General features: G+C 41.4%; 24 protein-coding genes and 1 tRNA gene. 16 read left to right on the forward strand and 9 right to left on the reverse strand.

The features are described from left to right. Positions 1–6 precede the first annotated feature (6 nt). Positions 7–1,242: a 3-deoxy-D-manno-octulosonic acid transferase gene (locus D0S24_RS03335; RefSeq protein WP_117018593.1), complete on the reverse strand. Its 1,236-nt coding sequence runs from the start codon at positions 1,240–1,242 to the stop codon at positions 7–9. 115 nt (positions 1,243–1,357) lie between these two features. Between D0S24_RS03335 and D0S24_RS03340 the strand changes: the two genes are divergently transcribed. From D0S24_RS03340 to D0S24_RS03360, 5 genes are all read left to right on the forward strand, one after another. Continuing rightward, a complete protein-coding gene (locus tag D0S24_RS03340) occupies positions 1,358–2,515 on the forward strand; it encodes a DegT/DnrJ/EryC1/StrS aminotransferase family protein (protein ID WP_117018407.1) in 1,158 nt (385 codons plus the stop codon). 202 nt (positions 2,516–2,717) lie between these two features. Continuing rightward, positions 2,718–3,734 carry a UDP-glucose 4-epimerase GalE gene (gene galE, locus D0S24_RS03345; RefSeq protein WP_117018408.1) on the forward strand — a complete coding sequence of 339 codons (1,017 nt, stop codon included), beginning with the start codon at positions 2,718–2,720 and terminating at the stop codon, positions 3,732–3,734. Between the two features lie 135 nt (positions 3,735–3,869). After that, on the forward strand, positions 3,870–4,220 hold the full coding sequence (locus D0S24_RS03350; protein ID WP_408912541.1) for a transposase: 351 nt from the start codon (positions 3,870–3,872) through the stop codon (positions 4,218–4,220). A 319-nt stretch (positions 4,221–4,539) separates the two neighbouring features. Continuing rightward, the gene (locus tag D0S24_RS03355; RefSeq protein ID WP_117018409.1) at positions 4,540–4,971 is read left to right on the forward strand and encodes a hypothetical protein; all 432 of its coding nucleotides are present in this window, start codon (positions 4,540–4,542) and stop codon (positions 4,969–4,971) included. 172 nt (positions 4,972–5,143) lie between these two features. After that, positions 5,144–5,500 (forward strand): hypothetical protein, encoded by a 357-nt coding sequence (locus tag D0S24_RS03360; protein WP_117018410.1) that lies wholly within the window; start codon positions 5,144–5,146, stop codon positions 5,498–5,500. 1 nt (position 5,501) lies between these two features. On the opposite strand, the gene D0S24_RS03365 is transcribed toward D0S24_RS03360, so the two are convergent. Then, the gene (locus D0S24_RS03365; RefSeq protein ID WP_117018411.1) at positions 5,502–6,032 is read right to left on the reverse strand and encodes an alpha-ketoglutarate decarboxylase; all 531 of its coding nucleotides are present in this window, start codon (positions 6,030–6,032) and stop codon (positions 5,502–5,504) included. A 103-nt stretch (positions 6,033–6,135) separates the two neighbouring features. Between D0S24_RS03365 and D0S24_RS03370 the strand changes: the two genes are divergently transcribed. Next, positions 6,136–8,946, forward strand: coding sequence for a 2-oxoglutarate dehydrogenase E1 component (locus tag D0S24_RS03370; RefSeq protein ID WP_117018412.1), 2,811 nt, complete (start codon positions 6,136–6,138; stop codon positions 8,944–8,946). A gap of 117 nt (positions 8,947–9,063) precedes the next feature. Beyond that, positions 9,064–10,275, forward strand: coding sequence for a 2-oxoglutarate dehydrogenase complex dihydrolipoyllysine-residue succinyltransferase (gene odhB, locus D0S24_RS03375; RefSeq protein ID WP_117018413.1), 1,212 nt, complete (start codon positions 9,064–9,066; stop codon positions 10,273–10,275). 97 nt (positions 10,276–10,372) lie between these two features. On the opposite strand, the gene D0S24_RS03380 is transcribed toward odhB, so the two are convergent. Next, positions 10,373–10,813 (reverse strand): TIGR02281 family clan AA aspartic protease, encoded by a 441-nt coding sequence (locus D0S24_RS03380; RefSeq protein WP_117018414.1) that lies wholly within the window; start codon positions 10,811–10,813, stop codon positions 10,373–10,375. A gap of 39 nt (positions 10,814–10,852) precedes the next feature. Between D0S24_RS03380 and D0S24_RS03385 the strand changes: the two genes are divergently transcribed. The 8 genes from D0S24_RS03385 (at position 10,853) to D0S24_RS03420 (ending at position 16,278) form a co-directional block, all read left to right on the forward strand. After that, positions 10,853–11,620, forward strand: a complete 768-nt coding sequence (locus tag D0S24_RS03385; RefSeq protein ID WP_117018415.1) for a TatD family hydrolase — start codon at positions 10,853–10,855, stop codon at positions 11,618–11,620. Between the two features lie 231 nt (positions 11,621–11,851). Next, complete coding sequence (locus D0S24_RS03390) at positions 11,852–12,898, forward strand: asparaginase (protein WP_258922816.1); 1,047 nt, start codon at positions 11,852–11,854, stop codon at positions 12,896–12,898. 66 nt (positions 12,899–12,964) lie between these two features. Then, positions 12,965–13,052, forward strand: a tRNA-Ser gene (locus D0S24_RS03395). Between the two features lie 79 nt (positions 13,053–13,131). Beyond that, positions 13,132–13,881 (forward strand): MotA/TolQ/ExbB proton channel family protein, encoded by a 750-nt coding sequence (locus tag D0S24_RS03400; protein ID WP_117018416.1) that lies wholly within the window; start codon positions 13,132–13,134, stop codon positions 13,879–13,881. 26 nt (positions 13,882–13,907) lie between these two features. Beyond that, the gene (locus tag D0S24_RS03405) at positions 13,908–14,351 is read left to right on the forward strand and encodes a hypothetical protein (RefSeq protein WP_117018417.1); all 444 of its coding nucleotides are present in this window, start codon (positions 13,908–13,910) and stop codon (positions 14,349–14,351) included. 15 nt (positions 14,352–14,366) lie between these two features. Beyond that, complete coding sequence (locus D0S24_RS03410) at positions 14,367–14,987, forward strand: biopolymer transporter ExbD (RefSeq protein ID WP_117018418.1); 621 nt, start codon at positions 14,367–14,369, stop codon at positions 14,985–14,987. A gap of 25 nt (positions 14,988–15,012) precedes the next feature. Beyond that, on the forward strand, positions 15,013–15,495 hold the full coding sequence (locus D0S24_RS03415) for a biopolymer transporter ExbD (RefSeq protein WP_117018419.1): 483 nt from the start codon (positions 15,013–15,015) through the stop codon (positions 15,493–15,495). 90 nt (positions 15,496–15,585) lie between these two features. Beyond that, positions 15,586–16,278, forward strand: a complete 693-nt coding sequence (locus tag D0S24_RS03420) for a porin family protein (protein WP_117018420.1) — start codon at positions 15,586–15,588, stop codon at positions 16,276–16,278. On the opposite strand, the gene D0S24_RS03425 is transcribed toward D0S24_RS03420, so the two are convergent. From D0S24_RS03425 to pyrH, 6 genes are all read right to left on the reverse strand, one after another. Further along, positions 16,273–16,878 (reverse strand): hypothetical protein, encoded by a 606-nt coding sequence (locus tag D0S24_RS03425; protein WP_117018421.1) that lies wholly within the window; start codon positions 16,876–16,878, stop codon positions 16,273–16,275. The genes D0S24_RS03420 and D0S24_RS03425 overlap by 6 nt on opposite strands. Next, positions 16,878–18,335, reverse strand: a complete 1,458-nt coding sequence (gene rpoN, locus D0S24_RS03430) for an RNA polymerase factor sigma-54 (protein WP_117018422.1) — start codon at positions 18,333–18,335, stop codon at positions 16,878–16,880. The genes D0S24_RS03425 and rpoN overlap by 1 nt, the downstream gene beginning before the upstream one ends. A 40-nt stretch (positions 18,336–18,375) precedes the next feature. After that, positions 18,376–19,809: an asparagine--tRNA ligase gene (gene asnS, locus D0S24_RS03435; protein ID WP_117018423.1), complete on the reverse strand. Its 1,434-nt coding sequence runs from the start codon at positions 19,807–19,809 to the stop codon at positions 18,376–18,378. Between the two features lie 102 nt (positions 19,810–19,911). Beyond that, positions 19,912–22,314: an RND family transporter gene (locus D0S24_RS03440; protein WP_117018424.1), complete on the reverse strand. Its 2,403-nt coding sequence runs from the start codon at positions 22,312–22,314 to the stop codon at positions 19,912–19,914. 455 nt (positions 22,315–22,769) lie between these two features. Then, the gene (gene frr / locus D0S24_RS03445) at positions 22,770–23,324 is read right to left on the reverse strand and encodes a ribosome recycling factor (protein ID WP_117018425.1); all 555 of its coding nucleotides are present in this window, start codon (positions 23,322–23,324) and stop codon (positions 22,770–22,772) included. 39 nt (positions 23,325–23,363) lie between these two features. Further along, a complete protein-coding gene (pyrH, locus tag D0S24_RS03450) occupies positions 23,364–24,071 on the reverse strand; it encodes a UMP kinase (RefSeq protein ID WP_117018595.1) in 708 nt (235 codons plus the stop codon). A gap of 239 nt (positions 24,072–24,310) precedes the next feature. On the opposite strand from pyrH, the gene D0S24_RS03455 reads away from it, so the two are divergent. Next, positions 24,311–26,203, forward strand: coding sequence for a peptidase M61 (locus D0S24_RS03455; protein WP_251795706.1), 1,893 nt, complete (start codon positions 24,311–24,313; stop codon positions 26,201–26,203). Positions 26,204–26,258: the final 55 nt, after the last annotated feature.

Below are 26,258 nucleotides of genomic sequence, written 5' to 3' on the forward strand. Positions count from 1 at the left end.
AGGTGTTCAGATTAATGTACGTATATATGCCATGATCTGGATGCTTGCCCCCTTATTTTCAGAAATGTAAGTACTGTTGATATCCCCTGCACTTTTTAAGTACTCTGTCTTGTTTTGCAGGTCGTTGATAAGCGTGAAGAATTCTTTTGTGGATTTTACCACCAATACCCCGCCTTTGTTGACTAAATCCTCGGCCTCCTTAAAGCCTTTAAAGTTGGGGCCAATAATTACGGGTATACCATATACCGCAGGTTCCAAGGTGTTGTGCAATCCGGTGGAAAAACCGCCACCTACATATGAAATTTCCGCGTAACTATAAATCTTGGTCAATAGGCCAATGGTGTCAATAACAAGCACATCATAATTGGATAGCTCCTTGTTTTCCATTTCCGAATAAAGTATTGTTTTCTTGGTGATGGAAGCCTTAAGCTTGTTGATGTGTTCCTGTTTGATATTGTGCGGGGCAAGAACAAATTTTAAGGAAGATTCCCCGGCATTTATATAAGGTACCAATATTTCTTCATCCTCGGCCCATGTGCTGCCGGCCACCAAAATCTGCTTGCCATTTTTAAAATTTTCCATAAAGGACAGGTTGTTATCCCTATCAAGAATTTCAACGACCCTATCAAATCTGGTATCCCCGTTAATGGTGGTGTTCCTGATGTTGATTTTACTCAATAGTTCAATGGATTTGGCATCCTGAACAAAAATATGGGTGAAATTGTGGAGGGCCTTTCGCATAAAACTACCGTAACCCTTAAAGTAAATTTGATCCTCCTTGAAGAGGGCGGAGATCAGTAGGGTAGGGATGCCCCTTTGGGACAAAGCTTTCATATAATTGGGCCATATTTCATACTTGACAAAAATGACCAACTTGGGATGGATAAGGTCCAGGAACTGCCTGACATTTTTTTTGGTGTCCATTGGGAGGTAGGTCACCATATCTGCGGCTGCGGTATTTTTTTTGACCTCATAGCCCGATGGGGAAAAAAAGGTGACCAATATTCGATGCGCGGGATAATGCCTTTTTAACTGTTCAATAATGGGAAGGCCTTGCTCAAACTCGCCCAGAGAGGCCGTATGTACCCAAATTATGGAATCGGCCCCACCTATGTTTTTCCGGAGATAGGACATTACCCCTTTTCGCCCATCTACAAAAAGTTTGATTTTTGAATGGAACAAGGCAACCAATTTTAGGAAAAGCGCGGACAATTGTACCGCAAAATTATATATGGCAAACACAGAATTTTCGTTTGGGGCTAAAATACGTTTCTTTATATAAATTCCATTGGCTGCCAATCCTTATTTTTGTAATATTGTTCGCTCCAAACCAAGTTTGGAACCTAAGTTTTATTCGATGAGGAAAATTCAAATGGTAGACCTAAAAGGTCAATATGAAGTCATAAAGGATGAAGTAAACGCTTCCATATCCCATGTTTTGGAAACCTCTACATTTATCAATGGCCCAGAGGTGCATGCCTTTCAAAAGGAATTGGAGGACTATTTGGAGGTGAAGCATGTTATTCCCTGTGCCAATGGGACCGATGCCCTTCAAATAGCGATGATGGGTTTGGGTCTCAAACCAGGTGACGAGGTAATAACGGCCGATTTTACCTTTGCAGCTACGGTAGAGGTGATTGCCCTGTTGCAACTTACCCCCGTTTTGGTAGACGTGGAGCCCGATAGTTTTAATATTGATCCAGTAGCGCTGGAAAAAGCGATCACTTCCAAGACTAGGGCAATAGTGCCTGTACATTTATTTGGCCAATGCGCCAATATGGATGCCGTTCTTGAAATTGCGGAAAAGTATAATCTTTTTGTTATTGAGGATAATGCTCAGGCCATTGGGGCCCACTATACCTTTAAGAATGGCAAAAAACAGAAGGCAGGAACTATGGGGCACGTGGCGGCAACTTCATTTTTTCCTTCCAAGAATTTGGGTTGTTATGGGGACGGAGGTGCCATTTTTACCAATGATGATGATTTGGCGCATACTCTGAGGGGCATTGTAAACCACGGAATGTACGAACGCTACCATCATGATGTGGTGGGGGTAAACTCCAGATTGGACTCCATTCAGGCAGCGGTTTTACGATCCAAATTGTCGCGATTGGATGGTTATAATGCCAGAAGGAGGGCAGCGGCAAGCAAGTATTCCAAGGCTTTTGAAGGGAACAAAAATATTCAGGTTCCCCAAATGGTACATTCCTGTGCCAAGACCTGTGAAACTTGTAACTGTCATGTATTCCATCAGTATACCTTACGGATTTTAAATGGGCAACGCGATGCATTGGTAAAGCATTTGGCGGATAATCAAATTCCATGCGGGGTGTACTACCCCATTCCTTTGCACAGACAAAAGGCCTATTTGGATGAACGCTATCAAGAAAAGGATTTTCCGGTAACGAATCAATTGGTCAAGGAGGTAATTTCCTTGCCCATGCACACGGAGTTGGACGATGAACAAATTTTGTTTATTACAGAGACCATTATGCAGTTTGTGAGCAGGCAATAGGATAACGAATAGGTGCTGGCAAGTTCGAATAATAAAAATTAAATCAAAATTTAAACGTATGAAATGAGCGTGTCCAAAATTTGGTCGCCAGCCCGAAAGATTCATTCTGGCGGGCAAACCCAAATGAAGATATGCGAATTACACCTGCCTGAACGATGTAGTCGGGCAGGTATTACCACTAAAAAACAATAAATATCTACATATGAAAATACTCGTAACGGGAGGTTTGGGATTTATTGGTTCCCACACCACTGTAGAATTACAGAATAAAGGCTATGAAGTAATTATTATTGACGATCTGTCCAATTCAACCGAAAAGGTCCTGGATGGGATTGTGGCCATTACGGGGAAGCGACCGATTTTTGAAAAAATAGACCTGAAAGATAGGACAAAAGTCGAGGATTTTTTTAAAAGACATCAGGATGTTGCCGGGGTTATTCATTTTGCCGCCTCCAAGGCCGTTGGTGAAAGCGTGGAAAAACCTTTATTGTATTATGAAAACAATATTGGTACTTTGGTGTATTTGCTAAAGGAACTTGCTAAAAAGGACAAATCCAGTTTCATTTTTAGTTCGTCCTGTACCGTCTACGGCCAAGCCGATAAAATGCCGATTACCGAAAGTGCCCCGGTGAAAATGGCAGAATCCCCTTATGGCAATACCAAGCAAATGGGCGAGGAAATAATTCGTGATACCTGTAAGGTAACTCCGGGGATAAATGCCATTGCCCTCAGATACTTTAATCCAATGGGGGCACATCCGAGTGCTGAAATAGGGGAATTGCCAATTGGTGTCCCACAAAATTTGGTGCCCTTTATTACCCAAACAGGGATGGGCATTAGGGAGAAGCTTTCCGTTTTTGGCGACGATTATCCCACGGTTGATGGTACCTGCATCAGGGATTATATTCATGTGGTGGATCTTGCCAAGGCCCACGTAGTGGCTTTGGAAAGATTGATGAACGGTAAGAACCCGGATAATTATGAAGTTTTTAATGTGGGGACTGGCAAAGGCAGTTCGGTTTTGGAGGTCATTAAAAGCTTCGAAAAGGTCTCTGGAAAGAAATTGAATTATAAAATTGTGGACAGGAGGCCTGGCGATATTACATCGGCCTATGCCGATACCACCAAGGCCAATAAAGTCTTGGGCTGGAAAGCGGAATCTACCCTGGATGAAGCCATGAAGTCGGCCTGGCTTTGGGAAGAAAAAATTAGAAAATAAATTTCTTGTAAATAGGAGTGCATAATGGCATGTACCTTCTCACAAATATATATTCAAGTCGGTTTTGTTGGAAAAGGAAGAGAGAGCTTAATACATTCTTCTTGGGAAGGGGAATTATAGAAATACATATCGGGCATTATCATTAATAAAGGACAAAAACTTCTGGCCATAAATGGAATGCCCGACCATATGCACATTTTATTAGGGATACGTCCCTCGTGCTGTTTGTCTGACTTGGTCAGAGAAATTAAGAAAGCGAGCAATGGATTTATCCATCAGAAAAAGTTTGTGAGAGGCAGGTTTCAGTGGCAGGAAGGTTATGGGGCCTTTTCCTATTCCCATTCGGCACTGGATAATGTGATTGGTTACATTCAAAATCAAAAAGAACACCATAGGAGAAAAATATTTAAAGAAGAGTACAAAGAATTTTTGATGAAATATCAGAAAGAACATAAAGATGAATATTTGTTCGAATGGATCGAATAGGACCTTGAAAGGGTCGCATATTTATAGAACATGAACAAGAATAACAAGGTACGACCCCTACAGGGTCGAATAAAATGAAACCGAAACATATTTTATAAACATGCAATCCCTTCGGGATTTTAAATTTGAACAAAGCAAAAAGAAATAAATGGCCAACTCCAAGGAATCGTAGACAACATTTGCAAATCATGTGGCAGGTCCCCGGACTGAATCGTTACGCAACCACAACAAATTGGCCATAAAATTTGTCGGTTTGTATAAATTGATCTTGAACAAAGCAACCCATCCGGATCTTTCGTATCCTTAAATAAAAAGGCTTATGAAACTATATGCGGGTTTACTGGCAGTGTTGGTTTTGCTATCCCTAAATTGCAGTGATAAGGGTAAGGAGGATACACCCAATTGTCTGGATGCAATCTGTACCGAAGAATTTAGGACCATTACGGTAAGTGTCAAGGATAAGAATGGCACCGCCCTGGCTTTGGACTCCTTTAAGGTTGTCCTGTCCAATGGCGATGATCTTACCTTGGACACCTCGGGAAATGACTATGACTGGATGGTTAAAAATGGGACCTACCCTTTGTTCAGCGATAAATATGTTGCAAAATACAGAAATATGGAGCTTGAAATAAATTTTCAGGGATATGTGGACGACATGCTATTGGTTGATTCGGATTATGTGGTAGGGGTAGATTGCTGCCATGTTACACTTCTTGAGGGGGAAACAGATATTGTGATAGCCGATCCTTGATCTGAAAATGACCGTGAAATTTCTTGTTTGGAATATTGGAAACCCGAGTGAGATGTGGTTTCCATATAAATAATTTCATCAAAAACAGTGACAATACCGGTGAATTATTAAAAAAGATGGTTTTATTGTGCTTTCTTAAAAACCATTTCCAGTAAAATTTCGTAAATAGCATATGGTTGTAAATTTCCCCAACATTTCGGCACTGCTAACACATGCCATAGATCAAAATCTTTATCAGAACCTGGTTTCACAGTTGCAAAAGGATTTTCTGTTTGCCAACGTATTGATAGAGTTGCCGGATAAAATATCCCCCCAAGACCTAAAGACCTTGGTACATGAGAAAATATATTATTTGATCATGGAGAAATTTACCGATTATTTGAACCTTCTCTACATTATCGATGTTCCGGAGAAAGTAGTTAAAACCATTGAGGCAACGGATGTGGTCGAAATTTCGGAACAGGTGACCTTCGAGATACTAAAAAGGGAATGGCAAAAAGTGTGGTTTAGGAACGAGTATGGTTCTTAGTTTAAAAATAGACCCGTACAAAAGGCATTAGAGCATTGGCGTAGATGCTTTTTTGTTGGTCGTGCAAAACATTGTAGCGTATGCCCAGGGTTACGTTCCTATTGTTATAGCCAATGCCAAGAAACAAAGCTGGCGACCAATAATTTTCTTCCAGGGTGCCTCCGTCAAGTTCTAGTTCCCGATTTACCCTGAGCTGTTCCATCTCGGCCGAAAGCTGTAGTGCTGGAATTGGATTGAACAGGGAAAGCACACTGCCGCCGTAGGCTATAAATTTGGCATCCCGAAATTTGGCATAGTTGAAATTAATTCCCGCCCCCACACCCAATTGCTCGGTGGCTTGGTAAATAGCACTGGGAGAGAAGGATGCGTTAAAGGAATTATTGCCAAATCCAAGCCCTAAACTGCCTCCAAAATATACTTGGTTCCAAAAATCGGAATTCCTTGGGGATAATTGCGAATAACCGAAGCTCCAAAATGATGTGAAAAAAACACATAAAATCAGGCTTTTTTTAAAGGATTTGCAATTTATCATAAAATTGTAATAATTTTCTATTATTAGGGGCTAAGATAAGCTTAGATATGCTAAATGTTGTATTTTTGAATAAATTTTGTTCAAAAGACAGAGAGACTTTTTCATGGATAAATATTCCTTTTTAAACGCTGCGCATACTTCTTATTTCGCAGAATTATACGATAAGTATTTAATAAATCCCGATAGTGTTGAGCCTAGTTGGAGAGCCTTTTTTCAAGGCTTCGATTTTGGTATGGAAAGTGCCATGGACGGGATGGTGGATGAATTGCTTACTGCACCCTTGTCCGTGGCAGGGGGTCACAAGGTAGAGGTTCCGGAGAAACTTCAGAAGGAATTTCAGGTAGTGCGGCTTATCGATGGGTATAGGACAAGGGGACATCTGTTTACCAAAACCAACCCGGTCAGGGAAAGAAGACAGTATTTTCCTACCTTGGAAATTGGAAATTTTGGACTGTCCCCCAGTGATTTGGATACTACATTTACCGCAGGGGAAATTCTGGGCATTGGCCCCAGTACCTTACGTGAAATTATAGAGCACTTGACCAGCATCTATTGTGATGCAATTGGTGTGGAGTATATGTATATCAGAAACCCGGAAAGGGTGGAATGGATCCAAAATTGGTTGAACGTCAATGACAATCATCCCAAATACGATGCCGATAGGAAAAAGCATATTCTTAAAAAATTAAATGAGGCGGTTTCCTTTGAAGGCTTTTTGCATACCAAATATGTAGGCCAAAAGAGGTTTTCCCTGGAAGGAAATGAATCGTTGATTCCTGCTTTGGATGCCGTGGTGGAAAAGGCTGCCGAAATGGGTGTTGAGCAATTTGTTATGGGCATGGCCCATAGGGGCCGTTTGAATGTGCTTACCAATATATTCGGAAAGAAGGCAAAAGACATCTTTAGCGAGTTTGACGGCAAGGATTATGAGCAGGAAATATTTGATGGGGATGTAAAATACCATTTGGGGTGGACCTCGGAGCGGAAAGCCAATAACGGCAAGAAAATAATCATGAATATTGCACCAAACCCTTCCCATTTGGAGACTGTTGGTGCGGTTGTGGAAGGTATTGCCAGGGCAAAACAGGATGCCCGTTATAAGGAAGATTTTTCCAAAGTACTGCCCATTGTAGTGCATGGCGATGCTGCAATTGCAGGTCAGGGATTGGTTTATGAAGTGGTGCAAATGGCCAATTTGGATGGTTATAAGACCAATGGTACCATACACATTGTTGTAAACAATCAAATTGGGTTTACGACGAATTATCTGGATGCCCGTAGTTCTACTTATTGTACGGACGTGGCCAAGGTAACCCTGAGTCCGGTGCTGCATGTTAATTCCGATGATCCGGAGGCAGTGGTCCATGCGTCACTTTTTGCACTGGAATTTCGTATGCGTTTCCAAAGGGATGTATTTTTAGATCTTTTGGGATATAGAAAATATGGGCATAATGAAGGCGATGAACCGCGTTTTACCCAACCAAAACTCTATAAGGCAATTGCCAAGCATAAAAACTCCAGGGATATTTATGCTGAAGCCTTATTAAAGGAAGGGATTATTGGGGATAGTTTTGTGCAGGAGCTGGAAGAGCAGTACAAAGCTTCCCTGGAAGAAGAATTGGAAGATTCCAGAAAAGAGGATAAGACCGTGATAACCCCTTTTATGGCCGACGAATGGAGTGGGTATACCCATGTAAGGGAGTGGGAGATGATGGAAGCGGTAGATACCAAATACGACAAAAAGAAACTTGCTGCCATAGCAAAGGTGTTGACCGAGTTGCCCAAAAATAAGAAGTTCTTGCGTAAGGTGGAGAAATTGGTGAACGACCGTAAGGCCATGTTCTTTGAAAATAATTCCTTGGACTGGGCCATGGGGGAACTTTTGGCATACGGCACCCTTTTGGAAGAAGGTTACGGAGTGCGTATGTCCGGCCAGGATGTTGAAAGGGGTACTTTTTCACATCGCCATGCGGTAATGAAAGTGGAGGAAAGTGAGGAGGAAGTAATGCTTTTAAACCACATTTCGGAAAAGCAGGGAACCTTTCAAATCTATAATTCACTTTTATCGGAATATGGTGTAGTTGGTTTTGACTATGGATACGCTATGGCCAGCCCCAATACATTGACCATATGGGAAGCTCAATTTGGGGATTTTAGCAATGGTGCCCAGATCATGATAGATCAGTACATATCTGCGGCAGAGGATAAATGGAAATTGCAGAACGGATTGGTGATGCTCTTGCCGCACGGTTACGAGGGTCAGGGTGCGGAACATTCCTCCGCCCGTATGGAGCGCTATCTGCAATTGTGTGCCAGGGATAATATGTATATCGCAGATGTCACTACCCCGGCAAATATGTTCCATTTGTTGAGAAGGCAGATGAAGGTAAATTTCAGGAAGCCCTTAATTGTGTTTACGCCAAAAAGTTTGTTGCGGCATCCCCGGGCGGTATCAACGGTGGAGGAGTTTGCCAACGGAGAATTCCAAACCGTAATTGATGATGCAGCCGCTGAGGTATCCAAAATTAAGAGTATGGTATTCTGTACCGGGAAATTCTATTACGACCTTTTGGCCTATAGGGAAGAAAATAATAGGGATGATGTTGCCCTGGTAAGGGTAGAACAGTTATTTCCGGTGCCTACCCAGCAAATGAAGGCTATCATGGATAAATATAAAAATGCCGAAGATAAGGTATGGGCACAGGAGGAGCCAAGGAATATGGGTGCTTGGGGACATTTGACCATGCACTTCAGCGAGGCGCATAAATTAAGGGTGGCCTCCAGAAGATTTTACGCTTCCCCAGCGGCCGGTAGTGCAGTACGCTCCAAGCGTCGTCACCAACAGGTAATCGATTATGTTTTTGATGTAAGCAAGAATAATATGGGTAGAAACCCGGATACCTTGGATAAATAATATTATTTATCTTGGACATTTGGACTTACGGATACATAAATGTCCAAAAAAAGATACAGTTATAAGGATTAAATTTAAGAACGAGTTTAGGCAAAACACAAATTAAAATTATAAAACATGATTTTAGAAATGAAAGTCCCTTCTCCAGGGGAATCCATTACAGAAGTGGAGATAGCGGAATGGCTGGTGAGCGATGGTGATTACGTGGAGAAGGACCAAGCAATAGCAGAAGTAGATTCGGATAAGGCCACATTGGAATTGCCGGCAGAGGAAAGTGGGATCATTACCCTTAAGGCAGAGGTGGGAGATGCTGTTGCCGTAGGTGCGGTAGTGTGTTTAATAGATACTGCTGCTTCCAAACCGGAGGGGGCTGCCAAGAGTGGAGAAAAACCAGTGGAAAAAAAATCTGAAGTCAAGGAAGTGGCAGAGGTAAAGCCAGTGAAGGCCTCCTACGCATCAGGGACCGCTTCGCCAGCTGCCAAGAAAATACTTGCCGAGAAGGAATTGGATGCCTCAACCATAAAGGGCACTGGGAAAGATGGTCGTATTACAAAGGAGGATGCGGTCAATGCCATTCCGTCCATGGGTACTCCAACCGGAGGGTCCAGAGGCGATAGCAGGACCAAATTGTCCATGTTGCGCCGTAAGGTTGCCGAACGTTTGGTAGCCGCTAAGAACGAGACGGCAATGTTGACCACCTTTAACGAAGTGGATATGTCCGCCATCTTTGCATTGCGAGACCAATACAAGGAGGACTTTAAGAACAAACACAATGTTGGTTTAGGGTTTATGTCCTTTTTTACCAAGGCCGTAATCAGGGCCTTACAAATGTACCCTTCCGTGAACTCTATGATAGATGGCAAGGAAATGATCTCCTATGATTTCTGTGATATCAGTATAGCGGTTTCAGGGCCAAAAGGCCTTATGGTACCCGTTATAAGAAATGCGGAGAACTTAACCTTCCGGGGTGTGGAATCCGAAGTGAAAAGATTGGCCATAAGGGCCCGTGAAGGGGAGATTACGGTAGATGAGATGACAGGGGGCACCTTTACCATAACCAATGGCGGGGTGTTTGGCTCCATGTTGTCCACTCCCATTATCAATCCGCCCCAAAGTGCTATCCTAGGGATGCACAATATAGTGGAAAGGCCTATTGCCCGTGATGGGGCCATAGCCATTGCACCCATAATGTACGTGGCCCTGTCCTACGATCACCGAATTATTGACGGTAAGGAATCTGTAGGTTTTCTGGTGGCGGTCAAGGAAGCCTTGGAGAGTCCGGAAGAGCTGTTGATGGACAATAACCTTAAAAAGGCATTGGAACTTTAGACGAATACATTTTCCGTTGGGGTGCGCCCTGTTGGAAATACAATGGACCTGCCAGGTTTTGAAAACTTGGTAGGTCTTTTTTTTGGGATATGGGACGCTATTGTTTTAGGTAAAGGCGTTTTTTATGATAATCAATAACGGCTCTTCCTTTTTTTAGGATATCCGCTCCAATAATGCCATCAACGGGCATGGCCTGGTGGGAGGTCAGGGCCTGGTTGACGTGAACGAGGTCGAAAAGGACAATTTTCTGTTTTTGTTTATACCATTTTCCTATTTCTATAACGTTCTTGGTAGATAATTTGGTGAGCATTTCCGTTGCTCCTGCCCCTGCCGCCTTTATTTTGGAATCTTTGGAGTTTAGTTTGAAGAATTCTATCTTGTCCAGACCAATACAGGTGTTGGATGCTCCGGTATCCAGGATGAACCTGCCCTTCACTCCATTGATGGTGGCCGTAACTTCAAAATGATTTGTAGCTGTAAGTACCAAGGGAATGGCTATAAATTTTTTTTTATGTAGAATAACTTTAAGGCTGGGCATATGTTCTTTTTTTGTCAAAGATAATCCTATTTTTGTTCTATGATATTAACGGATACGCATACCCATTTATATAGTGAAGCTTTTGACGAGGATCGCGATTTGGCCATAGGGAAGGCCATGGCATTGGGGATAAAGCGCTTTTTTATTCCCGCCATAGATTCATCCTATACGGCAGCCATGTTGAATCTGGAAAAATCCTATCCGGAAAACATCTTTCTTATGACGGGTCTACATCCAACGCACGTAAAGGAAGATTATAGAAAAGAGCTGGACCATGTTGAGGAAATGTTGGCGTTGAGGAAATTTTACGCGGTGGGCGAGACCGGCATCGACCTGTATTGGGATAAAACTTTTTTAAAGGAGCAACGGATTGCCTTTAAACAGCAAATACAGTGGGCCAAAAAGTATGTTTATCCCATAGTTATCCATTGTAGGGAGGGTTTTGATGAAATATTCCAGATTCTTGAAGAGGAGAAGAGCGATACCCTCTATGGAATTTTTCATTGTTTTACCGGTACTTTTGAACAGGCCCAAAAGGCAATTTCCTATAATATGAAATTGGGTATTGGCGGAGTGGTTACTTTTAAAAACGGTAAAATAGATGCCTTTCTTGGGAAGATAGATTTGAAACATGTGGTCTTGGAAACAGATTCCCCTTATTTGGCACCGGTTCCCTATCGTGGAAAACGGAACGAAAGTGCTTATTTGGTGAATATTTTGGAAAAAATGGCCCAACTATATGCTATGGACAAGGAAGAGGTTGCCGCCATTACTACGGCCAACTCCCGAGAGATTTTTGGAATTTAAGTAGGTCACGACAACAGTACATGACAAAAACCGATTAGAGCATAAAAATGCGTCATTGCGGACAAAGTGAAGCAATCTGCCCAATGGGCGACAGATCGCTTCGTACCTCGCGATGACGAAAAACTATTTTTTGTCAAGCACTAAATCACGAAATATCTTGTATTAAGTGGGAGGTTCCTGGATTGATCGGGTTTGGGTTTCCCAATTTTGTAACCCTAACAATAATAAAGTGTGAAAAAAAGCGATGCTACAATAAAAAAGACCAAGATCCTTCTCATTTATACGGGTGGGACCATAGGTATGGTCAAGGATTATGATACCGGGGCGCTGAAGGCTTTTAATTTTAATAAACTGATTAAAAATATCCCTGAACTGGGCCAGTTGGATTGTACTATAGACAGTATTTCCTTTGATGTTCCCATAGATTCATCCAATATGAATGTGGAACATTGGGTAATAATAGCATCTATTATAGAAGATCATTATGATTCCCATGACGGATTCGTTGTACTTCATGGAAGCGATACTATGAGCTATACTTCATCCGCCTTGGGCTATATGCTGGAAAATTTGCGAAAACCGGTCATATTTACGGGTTCCCAGTTGCCTATTGGGGATTTAAGGACGGATGCCAAGGAGAATTTGATTACCTCCATCCAGATAGCTGCATTACAGGAAGACAATATGCCCGTAATCCAAGAGGTGGGACTTTATTTTGAGTATAAATTGTATAGGGCGAACAGGACAACAAAGATCAATGCGGAGCATTTTGAAGCTTTTGCCTCCTTAAATTATCCGGCTTTAATAGAGTCCGGGGTGCACTTAAAGATAAACCGGGAATATTTGTTTAGACCAAATTCATCCAAAAAGCTTAAAGTTCATAAGCTAATGGATCAAAATGTGGTCATTTTAAAACTATTCCCGGGTTTTAACCAAATAACCTTGCATAGCATTCTAAATTCACCTAACTTAAAGGCAGTGGTCCTGGAGACGTATGGCTCCGGTAATGCTCCTACCGATGAATGGTTTGCTTTGGAGCTGAAAAAAGCCATGGAGAGGAAAATTTTTATTTTAAATGTAACACAGTGTTCCGGGGGGAGTGTTCTTATGGGGCACTATGAAACGAGTAAGCATCTGGAGAAACTACAAGTTATTAATGGTAAGGATATTACGACCGAAGCCGCTATAACCAAGTTGATGTATTTACTTGGAAATAATATTTCCCCTAAGTTGTTCAAAACCATATGTGAAACATCCCTCAGGGGGGAAATGCAATAAAAATAACATTCTAAATTTCTTTAACTAATATTTTTTTTGTTATTTGGCTGCCCAATAACTAAGACTAGAGAGGTGGCCGAGTGGTCGAAGGCGCACGCCTGGAAAGTGTGTATACCCCACAAGGGTATCGAGGGTTCGAATCCCTTCCTCTCTGCTGTTAAGTTTTAATTTTTATATTGCGATTTTTTTTTATCTTTAACCCTATTAACTAACTAAATTTAAGTTTGAAAGAAATGAAAAGATTATTCTCTATCCTGGCAACAGCTGGGTTATTTGTGGCAGGTACAAATACAGTAAGTGCGAAAGTTGTTGCGGCAGCGGCCATTTTGCAAGATGCGGCTCCAGAGGCGGAAAAAGGTTTTACCCAGGTGCTTAAGGAGCAATTTATACAGGGTGGTGCCGGATTTATGGGTATCGTTCTTTTGTGTTTGATCCTTGGTTTGGCCGTAGCGATCGAAAGGATCATTTATTTGAACCTTGCCACTACAAACACAACAAAATTAAAGCAACAAGTAGAAGATGCTTTGGCTTCCGGTGGTATAGAGGCTGCCAAGGAAGTTTGTCGAAATACAAAAGGTCCTGTTGCTTCTATCTACTATCAAGGATTGGAAAGGGCAGGGGACAGTATTGAATCTGCTGAGAAGGCTGTTGTTGCCTATGGAGGTGTGCAAATGGGCCAATTGGAGAAAAACGTTTCCTGGTTGTCCTTGTTTATCGCCGTGGCTCCAATGCTTGGGTTCATGGGTACGGTAATCGGTATGATCCAGGCCTTCCAGAAAATTGCTGCGGTGGGTAACTTGAGTGCCTCCCTTATTGCAGGTGATATTCAGGTGGCGTTATTGACTACGGTATTCGGTCTTATTACTGCGATTATCCTTCAGATCTTCTATAATTACATCATTGCAAAGATAGACAGTATTGTAAACGATATGGAAGATTCATCAATCACTTTGATTGATATGTTGGCGGATCACAAAAAATAAGTCGGACACTAAATACTTAAAGTATCATGCATAAAATAGTTAAAATAATATTAGTTGTACTCGGAGTGATAGGGGCCATTCTGTGGTTTCAGCTTCCCAGTGCGGACGTTCCCGTAACGGAAGCCATCAATAATGGGTCCATGAACTTTATGTTCATTATCACCTATGTGTTGTTGGGGATCGCCATTGCGGCCTCGGTGCTGTTTGGATTGAAGAATTTGTTGACGTCCAAAGGGGCCTTAAAGAAAACCTTGATTGGTGTTGGAGGTCTTTTGGTGGTCGTCGTTATCTCCTATGCCCTATCTACTGGAACCGACGTAAATTTGGATGAAATGGCCAAAAAGGGAGTGCCAACAACGGAGGGTACGGTAAAAAACATTGGTATGGGATTGAATGTCTTTTTTATCCTTACCATTATAGCTGTAGGTGCCATGTTGTGGTCCGGGGTTAAGAAAATGATTAGTAAATAATAAATAAAAAATATTATGCCAAAAAGAGGAGCACCACCAGAGGTCAATGCAGGTTCTATGGCAGACATAGCCTTCTTATTGCTTATCTTTTTCCTAGTGACAACCACTATTGAAACAGATGCGGGCTTAGATCGTATGTTGCCACCAATTGAGCCACCGGAGGAGGATGTAGTCATAAAACAGAAAAATATTTTTCAGGTCAATATAAACCGCGATGGACAACTATTGGCAGATGATGAATTGACGAATATCAAGGACCTAAGGGCCAAAGCCATAGCCTTTTTGGACAATGGTGGTGCACCTTCGGGAACTGCGGACTATTGCAATTATTGCAAGGGTGCTAGGGATGCATCTTCGTCCGATAGTCCTTCCAAGGCAATTATATCGCTCAAGAACGATAGGGAGACAAAATACGGAACCTATATAACCGTTCAGAACGAATTGGTGGGGGCATACAATGAACTTAGGAACAGGGAAGCCCAACGTTTGTATAAAAGAAATTTTACGGATATGGAAGCGGAGTTTCTCAATCCCGAAACTCCTGACGATGTTCGTGAAGAGTTGAAGGAGAAGGTGAAGAGAATACAGGATCTATTTCCTCAGAAGCTTTCGGAGGCCGAAACATCATCAAACTAAATTGAGAAGTTAAAAACAAGATACTATGTCAAAATTTAATAAGAAAAAAGATGCGGCCCTACCTGCGGTGAATACTGCATCCTTGCCAGATATCGTTTTTATGCTTTTGTTCTTCTTTATGACGGTTACAGTGATGAAAGATAGTACCTTAAAGGTGGAAAACTTGTTGCCCAATGCTACGGAAATCAAAAAATTGGAAAAGAAGGATAGGGTAATCTATATTTATGTTGGGAAACCTACACGGGAGTATGAGAAGACCTATGGTACCGAATCCAAAATTCAATTGAACGATAAATTTGCCGATGCCTCTGAAGTAGGGGACTATATTTTAATGGAAAGGGCCAAAAAGCCACAGGAATTACAAAATGTATTGACAACCGCACTTAAGGTGGACAAGGAAGCCAATATGGGTATTATTTCCGATATTAAACAAGAACTTAGAAAAGTAAACGCCTTGAAAGTAAATTATACCACCTATGAAGGTGATGCATTCAGGAATTTGCAATAGTTAGTAAAAAGGGATAAGAGAATTTAAAACGCTTCAAATGCATATATTTGAAGCGTTTTTTATGTTTAATTATAATTACCTTTATAGGCCATGAGATGTTCCTATATATTTACCTTATTTTTATTTTCCGCCGCTTTTGCAACTGGGCAAGTTTTGGAATCCAAGAAGGAGGTGGACGGGAAATATTTGGAAGATCAATTTTATTTGGGACTAACTTATAATTTTACCACTAAACTTCCGGCCGATGTCTCCCAAAGAAATCTGTCTTACGGGTTACAGGGTGGTTTTATAAAGGATATTCCGTTAAGTTACAACAGGAACATGGGCATCGGTATTGGCCTAGGCTATGGCATTAATTCCTACTATACCAATTTATTGGCTACCCAGCAGGGATCCGATGTGGAATATACGGTGTTGGATAATGATGCCGATTTCAGGAGAAATAAAATTGCTACCCATGTCCTTGAAGTTCCCTTTCAGTTTAGATGGCGCAATTCAACCCCGGAAGAGTATAAATTTTGGAGGATATATACCGGTGTTAAGATCGGTTATGTTTTTGACGGTCGGTCCAAATTCGTATCAAGTACAGAGAGAACAGTCTTTGTAAATAAGGACATAAGGGACTTTCAATATGGCCTTACCTTGAATGTAGGGTACAATACCTTCAATATCCATATTTATTATTCCCTCAGTTCAATGTTTAATGATGGGGTAATGGAACTATCAGGAGAACTTATTGAAATTACTCCTTTAAAGATGGGGCTTATTTTCTATATTTTATAACCAAAATTTAATTGTAAATAATTGGGTAAATAGTCCAATGGCAAAGCCAATCAGTACTTCTGCTTTGGTATTGGCGTTTAAATAAAGTCGTGAAGTAGCCGCTAGGCCACTTAATAATGTTACTATGCTTATGCCAATGGTAACATTGATTTCAAAGTGGATACTCAGGTTTATCAAGTACATCAATAGGCTGCCCATGCCTAAAAGATGCATACTGCACTTGAAGTTTAGAAACAGCAGTACAAGAGCGCTAAATAAGCCTGCTATTAGGCCTAAAAAGTAGTAGTGCAGCTCTATGGTAAAATTGTTGGGGATTACCTTTAACAAGACCATTATAAGCAGCCCAAGACTAATATATATATGGTATTTCCTTTCTTGAAGGTTGGGCATGAATATGGAAGTTACAATGCCCAGGTTGCGCAAGATCAAGTAAAATATAATGGGTATGATTATGGTAAGTATAAAAATGGGCAAAATATTTCCGCTCTGTACTTCCAACGGACTGTATTTGGGGGTTATAAGGAAATAGGCCAGGGTGCCGGCAAAGGGGATAAAAAGCGGGTGTAGAAGGTAAGACGTAAGCTTTAGGAATTGTCGCATTAAATCTGTTTTCTCAACCTGGCTACCGGGATATCCAACTGCTCCCTATATTTTGCTACGGTACGCCGGGCAATTGGGTAACCCTTTTCTTTAAGTATAGCGGCCAATTTATCATCGGTAAGTGGTTTCTTCTTGGCCTCCTCTCCAATAACGGTCTCCAGGATCTTTTTTATTTCTTTGGTTGAGACATCCTCTCCCTGATCGTTTTTCATGGATTCGGAAAAGTAGTCCTTTATTAATTTCGTACCATACGGGGTATCTACATATTTGCTGTTGGCTACCCTTGAGACCGTGGATACGTCCATGCCAATACCATCGGCTATGTCTTTGAGGATCATGGGGCGCAATTTGCGTTCGTCCCCCGTTAGGAAGTATTCCTTTTGGTATTCCATGATTTCGTTCATGGTAATATAAAGGGTCTGCTGACGCTGTCTAATGGCATCTATAAACCATTTGGCCGCATCCAGCTTTTGCTTAATGAACATCACTGTATCCTTTTGGGACTTCGACTTTTCCTTGGAGTTTTTATAGCCTTCCAACATATTGTTGTACTCGCGGGAAACATGTAGCTCGGGCGCATTTCTTCCGTTTAGGGTAAGCTCCAATTCCCCGTCAACAATGCGAATGGAAAAATCGGGGACCACGTGTTCCACAATTCTGTTGTTTCCGGAGTAGGAACCTCCGGGTTTAGGGTTTAAACGTTCTATTTCGGAAATGGCATCCTTTAGCTGCTCCTCCGTAATATTGTGTTTTTGAATAAGCTTTTGATAGTGTTTTTTGGTAAACTGCTCAAAGGATTTCTCCAACAATTGAATGGCCAATTCTACGCTTGGGGTCATTTCCTTCCGCTTCAATTGAAGAAGAAGGCACTCTTCCAAGGTTCTGGCGGCCACACCTTCGGGATCAAGGCTCTGAACAATGTGCAAAACCTTTTCAATGGTCTTTACCTCGGTATAGATATTTTGGGTAAAGGCAAGGTCGTCCATTATATCCGAAAGGGGTCTTCTTATATACCCGCTTTCATCCACGCTGCCGATCAAAAATTCGGCAATGGACCATTCCTCATCGGTCAGGTAAATAGTGTTTAACTGATTAATAAGGTATTGGTTAAAGGAAATCCCGGCCGCATAGGGAACACTTTTTTCTTCATCATCGGCGCTGTAATTATTGGCCTGGGTGCGATATTCGGGAATTTCGTCATCACTTAAGTATTCATCTATATTTATATCTTCCGCATTAATGCTTTCGCTATCGGTTTCGTTGTCATATAAATCATCAAATTCATCCTGCTCGCTATCAATTTCGTCCTTTCCAGTTTCCAGGGCAGGATTTTCCTCCAGTTCTTGTTTTAGTCGCTGTTCAAATGCTTGCGTAGGCAATTGTATCAACTTCATCAACTGTATTTGTTGTGGAGATAATTTCTGCGATAATTTAAACTGTAGGTGTTGTTTCAGCATTTATGACGTTGATCTATCTTATAAAGTTAAAGAATAATGACTAGAATTCAGCATTCTGAGGCGTTCTGGGAAAGGGTATTACGTCCCTAATATTTCCCATACCTGTTGCAAATAATACCAATCTCTCAAAACCGAGTCCAAACCCGCTATGTACCGCAGTTCCAAATTTCCTAAGGTCTAAATACCACCATAGTTCCTTCTCGTCTATGCCCAGTGCCTTGATCTTCTCCAATAGGATGTCCAAGCGTTCCTCACGCTGAGATCCGCCTACTATTTCACCAATACCGGGGAACAGGATATCCATTGCCCTGACCGTTTTGCCATCCTCGTTTAAACGCATATAGAATGCCTTTATTTTTGCCGGATAATCGAATAATATTACCGGGCACTTAAAATGCTTTTCCACCAAGAAGCGTTCATGTTCACTTTGTAGGTCTGCTCCCCATTCATCGATAAGGTACTTAAACTGCTTCTTTTTGTTGGGTTTGCTATTTCTAAGAATGTCTATGGCTTCGGTGTAAGTTACGCGTTTAAAGGTGTTGTCCGAAACAAACTTCAGCTTTTCAATCAAAGGCATCCCACTGCGCTCTGCCTGTGGTTTGCCCTTTTCTTCGTCCAATAATCGCTGTTCCAGGAACAGCAGGTCTTCCAAACAATTTTCCAGCGCATAATTAATGACGTTTTTAATAAAGTCTTCGGCCAAATCCATGTTGGCGTCCAGATCATTAAAGGCTACTTCGGGCTCTATCATCCAAAATTCGGCCAAATGCCTTGAAGTGTTGGAGTTTTCGGCCCTAAATGTGGGACCAAAGGTGTAGACCTTTCCTAGGCCCATGGCATAAGTTTCCGCTTCCAGCTGTCCGGATACCGTTAAATTGGTCTCTTTTCCAAAAAAATCTTCCTTATAGTCTATTTTGCCATCTTTGGTTAAAGGCGGCTTTTTATTGTCCAGGGTAGATACTCTGAACATTTCACCAGCTCCTTCGGCATCCGAACCGGTAATTATAGGGGTATGAACGTAGAAGAACCCATTTTTTTGAAAATATTGATGTACGGCAAACGAAAGGGCCGAGCGCACTCTCATAATGGAGGCAAAAGTATTTGTTCTTACACGCAGATGTGCCTTTTCCCGTAAAAACTCCAAAGAGTGCTTTTTAGGCTGTATGGGATACAGCTCGGGGTCTGCTCCTCCATGAACTTCGATTTCCTTGACCTGTATCTCCACGGACTGGCCTTTTCCTTGGCTTTCCACCAAGGTGCCACTTATTTTCAGTGCAGCTCCGGTATTGATTTGCTTAAGTAAACTTTCATCAAATTCTTCAAAGTCCACTACGCATTGTATATTGTTTAAAGTAGATCCATCGTTTAAAGCAATAAATCTATTACTTCTGTAGGTTTTTACCCAGCCGTTAACAACAACTTCTTGGTGTAAATGATCTGGGGATAGTAGCTCTTTTATGCTAAATGTATTCATTTGGATTCCTTGTAAATTAATTGGCAAAGATAGCCTTTTTGCAAAAATATATATTGGACGAATGTTTGTAAATACCAGGTAAAAATTATTTTTATAAACGGATTATTCCTCTTTGTCAGGGGTATTGAGCTCTTCCTTGGGAAGAATGTCTATTTGAGGTTCCTTCAGTACCTGTTTGTTGGCGATGCTTCTTTCCAAAGACAGCAGTAAAGAGGGCAATAAAATAAGGTTGGCCAGCATTGCGAACAATAAGGTGGCGGAAACCAAGGCCCCTAAGGCTACCGTTCCACCGAAACTTGATATTATGAAGACCGAAAAACCAAAGAAGAGTACTATGGAGGTGTAAAACATGCTTACCCCGGTCTCCCTTAATGCCGCGTAGACCGATTTTTTAATTCTCCAATGGTTGCTTGAAAGTTCCTGCCTGTATTTGGCCAAAAAGTGTATAGTGTCGTCCACCGAAATACCAAAAGCAATACTGAATACCAAAATAGTGGAAGGTTTAATGGGTACCCCAACGAACCCCATGACTCCGGCCGTGATCACCAGCGGCAATAAGTTGGGAATCAATGAAATTACGATCATTCTGAAGGATCGGAACAGATAGGCCATAAAAAGTGCAATGAGGCCAATGGCCAATGCTAGGGACATGATCAAATTTTTTACCAAATATTTGGTCCCCTTTAAAAATAGGAGGGCACTTCCTGTCAGGGTAACCTTGTACCTGTCCGCAGGAAATATCTTGTCAATATTTTCTTTTAGTTTGGCCTCTATGGTTTCCATTCTGGAGGTTTTAACATCCTTCATGTATGTGGTAATCCGGGCAACCTGTCCGGTGCTATCCACAAAGCTGCTTAGTAGGTTGCCGTTGTCCGCGGATTTGCGGGCAACATCCATAATAAAAGTATTTTCCTGGGAGGTGGGCAGTTGATAATATTTGGGTATGCCGTTGTAAAAGGCCTGTTTGGAATATTTAACCAGGTCCACTACTGAAACCGGTCTGGAAAGTTCCGGAATTTCAGTTATCACAGTGCCCAATTCATCCATCTTTCTCAGGGTGGTCGGCTTTAGCACCCCTTTGGGCCTTTCGGTATCCACCACAATTTCTACGGGCATTATTCCGTCAAACTCCTGTTCAAAAAACCGTATGTCCTTAAAAAATTCGGCCTTTTTTGGCATGTCCTCTATAGGGCTTCCGGAAATGTCTATCTGGTACATACCAATTATACTGGCTACCAATAAGGCAATGGATACTATATAAACCGTAATCCTTCTATCCCTTACGATGCTCTCCATCCAGCTGACAAAAGTTTCTATCCACCGGGTATTTAAGTGTTTCAAATGCTTGTGTTTCGGTAGGGACATGAAGCTATAGATAATCGGAATTATCAAAAGGGAAAGCACAAATATTCCAATGATATTGATGGAGGCAACAATTCCGAATTCTTTGAGTAATTTGCTATCGGTAATAATAAATGTTGCAAAGCCCGATGCGGTAGTAACATTGGTCATTAAGGTGGCATTACCAATTTTGGAGATGACACGTTGTAATGACAAGGCTTGGTTTCCGTGCTTTTTTACTTCTTGTTGGTATTTGTTGATCAGGAAGATACAGTTGGGAATACCAATTACGATAATCAATGGGGGAATTAGTGCTGTAAGTACCGTAATTTCATATTGTAATAGGCCCAAGATGCCAAAAGCCCACATAACACCTATGATTACTACGAACATGGAAATAATGGTAGCCCTAAAACTTCTGAAAAAGAAAAAGAAGATCAAGGAAGTGACCCCTAGTGCCGCAAGAATAAATTTCCCTATTTCATCTATGATGTTTTGGGAGTTCATGGTCCTTATGTACGGCATGCCCGAAATATGCACATCGAGTCCGGTTTCCTTTTCAAAATTGTTGACCAGGTTGGAGAGGTCCTCCAATATGAAGTCTTTGCGAACAGAGGTATTGACAATGTCTTTGTCCAAATAAATAACGCTGCGTATGGTATGCGTTTTTTTATTGTAGATGAGGTTGTCGTAAAAAGGAAGGTCGTTAAAAAGGTGATTTGTTAGGCTATCCACTTCCTTTTTGGTTTTTGGGGCTTGTTTAATAAAGGGCTGCAAAACAAATTCTTGTTTTACAGTGTCTTTTACAAGTTCTTGTAAATTATCCGTGGAAAGTACAAAGTCTACCTCAGGGAAGGCCCCCAGCTGTTTACTTAGCTTGTTCCAGCGATTAAATTTTTCAGGAGTAAATAGGGAACTGTCCTTTACGGCCAAAACCACTACATTGCCCTCTTCCCCAAATTGTTTTAGAAAGGAAAGATATTCCAGGTTTACAGGGTGGTGATCGGGCAGGAGGTTGGCCTGTGAATTGGAAAATCTCATTTTGTCCCATTGCTGGGACATAAAAATGGTCATAATGGCCAATAGGACCAGGATTATAATTCTGTTCCTAAGTATTATCCGTGCTACTTTTGACCAAAATCCTCGCGTTAATTTTGCAACCATCTAGTGAAACGTCTTATTTCAGAATGCTTATTTGATGTATGATCTGTATAAAACCAATTAACCGTTATGATTTAAACAGGTCTTTCGAATTCTAAAATTATTCGATCGCAAAGGTAGAGAATGATTGTTATTGTTCCTAGGATGCCGGGACTAAATAGTAATGGGAGTGTCAACCAATTTGACGGACTATAAAATAGGAGGCCATGGGGCTTATTATTTAGAGGTTTTAATCATTCGGATTCACCTGGGCCTTGCCTTGGGTTTGGCCTATTAGGTATCACGACTCCTTTCATTTGGTTGTATTGTTTTGTCTTGTATCTTGATTTTTGTAGCGCAGCGGTCTTTCTTCTTATGCCTTGCCCGTTAAGTAGCGAGGTGGTTTATTGTGTTGAAAATTCTTAAATAAAGGGAGCGATCTTTGGGTCGCTCCCTTTATTTAAGAATTTTCACAAGCATCATACCTTCATGATTTCCACCTCCTTGGCTTCCAGGAAGGCATCTATCTTTTTTATGTACTTATCGGTAAGTGCCTGTACATCGGCCTCAGCGTTCTTCTGTAAATCCTCGGACACTTCCAGGCCCCTAATTTCTTTATTGGCTTCCTGGCGGGCATTTCGGACGCCGATCTTAGCGTCTTCCGCTTCCGCCTTTGCTTGTTTTACCAAGTCCCTTCTTCTTTCTTCCGTAAGGGGAGGCACGTTGATAATTACGAAATCGCCGTTGTTCATTGGGTTAAATCCGAGGTTGGCGTTCATTATGGCCTTTTCTATTTCATGTAGCATATTTTTTTCCCAAGGCTGAACGGACAAGGTTCTTGCGTCCGGGGTATTCACATTTGCTACTTGGGACAAAGGGGTCGGGGAGCCGTAATATTCCACCATTACACTGGAAAGCATTACCGGACTTGCCTTTCCGGCCCTAATTTTTAAGAACATTTTTTCAAGGTGCGCTATAGCACTGTCCATCCCTTCTTTGGTGGTATCCAGTATAAATTTAATTTCTTCGTTCATATGCTGTTTTTAATTGGTTTAACACAAATAGTGCCAAAACTATAGATTTACGACCGTGCCAATATTTTCGCCGGAAACCAACTTCATAAGATTGCCTTTTTTGTTCATATCAAAAACAACGATCGGCAATTCATTTTCTTGGCTTAGGGTAAAAGCTGTAGTATCCATTACTTTAAGTCCCTTTATCAATACATCTTTAAAGGTTATCGTATCAAATTTGGTGGCTGTTTTATCCTTTTCCGGGTCGGAAGTATAAATGCCGTCTACCCGGGTTCCTTTTAATATTACATCGGCCTCGATTTCTATGGCCCTTAATACGGCAGCGGAATCTGTGGTGAAATATGGATTTCCCGTACCGCCACCAAATATGACTACCCTGCCTTTTTCCAAATGTCGCATGGCACGTCTTCTTATAAAAGGTTCGGCCACCTCGTTTATTTTTATAGCGGATTGTAGCCTTGTCTGCACTCCCTGTAATTCTAAGGCGCTTTGCAGGGCCAATCCATTTATAACGGTGGCCAGCATCCCCATATGGTCTGCCTGCACCCTGTCCATTCCGTTACTGGCTCCTGCCAATCCCCTAAAAATATTGCCGCCACCAATTACAATAGCAACTTCTATACCTTTGTCAACAACTTCTTTGATCTCCTCGGCATATTCGGATAAACGCTGTGCATCAATGCCGTATTGCTTAGTGCCCATAAGTGCTTCTCCACTGAGTTTTAAAAGTATTCTTTTGTATTGCATCCTGATGTTGATTAATTTCATGCAAAAATAATCAAAAATATTTATGAAGTCACTTGGCACGGACGATTCATCTATCCTTAATTATTTCCTAATGCCTATAGGAGGGTAGATTTATTTTTATAATCTTGCGTCAGTTATCATAGATCCACTATTTATTATGATAAAATGCCTAGTACTGCCATATGGATGCACTTAGGAATTTGGATATTTTGGAAAATGGTACATTAAATCTAAAGAAAATGACAAATACAATAAGGATGTTTAAAAAATCATGGATTTTAGGAGCGACACTTTTGGTACTTCAAGGGTGTGGAACCACCAAAACTTTGGTGTCGGCCGAAAATGCTTCCATAATTGCAAAAATCGATTTGATCAATGTTGTGGACGATAAGGTAAATGTGATTTTAGATCCTGCCGCATTCGCAACGGATACGGTTTCCTTTTTTATTCCCAAGACAGTGCCGGGCACCTACAGTGATGACAACTATGGAAAGTATATAGATCAATTTAAGGCGCTGGATTACAAGGGAGGGGAATTAAAAGTGGATAAGTTGGATGACAATACCTGGAGGATTGTGAATGCCAAGGAATTGGATAAAATTAATTATTGGGTAAACGATACCTATGATACCGAGGTGGAGGTGGACGAGCCGGTCTTTTCGCCGTCCGGGACCAATATTCTTAAGGGGAAGAACTTTATGTTGAACCTCCATGGTTTTGTGGGTTATTTTGACGGTCTTGAGGAAAACTCCTATTCATTGGAAATTACCGCCCCCGATGGATTGGAACCCGTAACCTCCATGGTTAAAGGTATACAGGATGTAAGCAGGCCGGATACGGATGTCTTTGTGGCCAATCGTTACTTTGATGTAATAGATAATCCTATCATGTACTCCGGCCCCAGTACAGAAACATTTCAGGTAAACGATATAGCGGTAACCCTAAGTGTTTATTCTCCCAATGGTCATTTTACTGCCACTGGCCTAAAGGCGGGAATGGAGAAAATGATGCGGGGCCAGAAGGCTTTCTTGGGAGATATCAATAGTACCAAGAACTACACCATAATCCTTTATCTTTCCAATGCGGATGATAATGATGCTACAGGTTATGGGGCATTGGAGCACCATACTTCTACCGTGGTGGTAATGCCGGAACAAATATCAAAGGAGCGATTGGAGGAAGCAATTTTTGACACGGTGGCACATGAGTTTTTTCATATTGTTACACCTTTGACGATCCACTCCCATGAAATTCAATATTTTGATTTTAATCACCCCAAAATGTCCATGCACTTATGGATGTATGAAGGGACCACCGAATATTTTGCCAATCTTTTTCAAATACAACAAGGGTTGATTAGCGAGGAGGATTTTTATGGAAGGCTAATGGAGAAGCTGGAAAGATCCAAAACTTTTGATGATAGCATGTCCTTTACGGTAATGAGCAAAAATATATTGGAGGAACCTTACAAGGCAAATTATGTGAATGTCTATGAAAAAGGGGCATTGATAAATATGGCTTTGGACATTGATCTGAGGGAATTAAGTAGTGGGGAAAGAGGGGTTTTATGGTTGATGAAGGAGCTTTCCAAAAAATATGGAGATTCCAAGCCTTTTGAGGATGATAAATTGATTGATGAAATTGTGGCTATGACATATCCGGAGATAAGGACATTCTTTTATGACCATGTAATTGGGGATACGCCTTTGGATTACGATGTTTATTGGAAAAAGGTAGGACTGGTAACTACGGAACAGGAGCAGCCTACGGACTATTTTTTTAATGGGGACATACCTTATATTGATGTGGATCCCGCAAATGACAATGCCATTTTTGTTAGGAAAGGAATACCATTGAACAGCTTTTTCAATAATTTGGGGGCCCAGGGAGGGGATATCATTAAAAGTGTTGATGGTAAATTGACCAATCTCGTAAATATTCGATTGCTTATAGGACAGAGTATAAACTGGGGTCCCGATAAGGAAATTGTTATGGTGGTGCAAAGAGGGGATAAGGAAATTACTTTGACCGGAAAAGTTGGGGTCCCTACTATGGATGTCGTTAAATTGGTTCCTATGGAAGGGGCCTCGGACAAACAGCTTAAGTTGAGGGAAGCATGGTTGAAGAGCTGATTTATTATTTGATTTTTACGCATAAAAAATGCCTTCACAATGTAAAGGCATTTTT

The sequence above is a fragment of the Arenibacter sp. P308M17 genome (assembly GCF_003426735.1).
GTDB lineage: Bacteria > Bacteroidota > Bacteroidia > Flavobacteriales > Flavobacteriaceae > Arenibacter.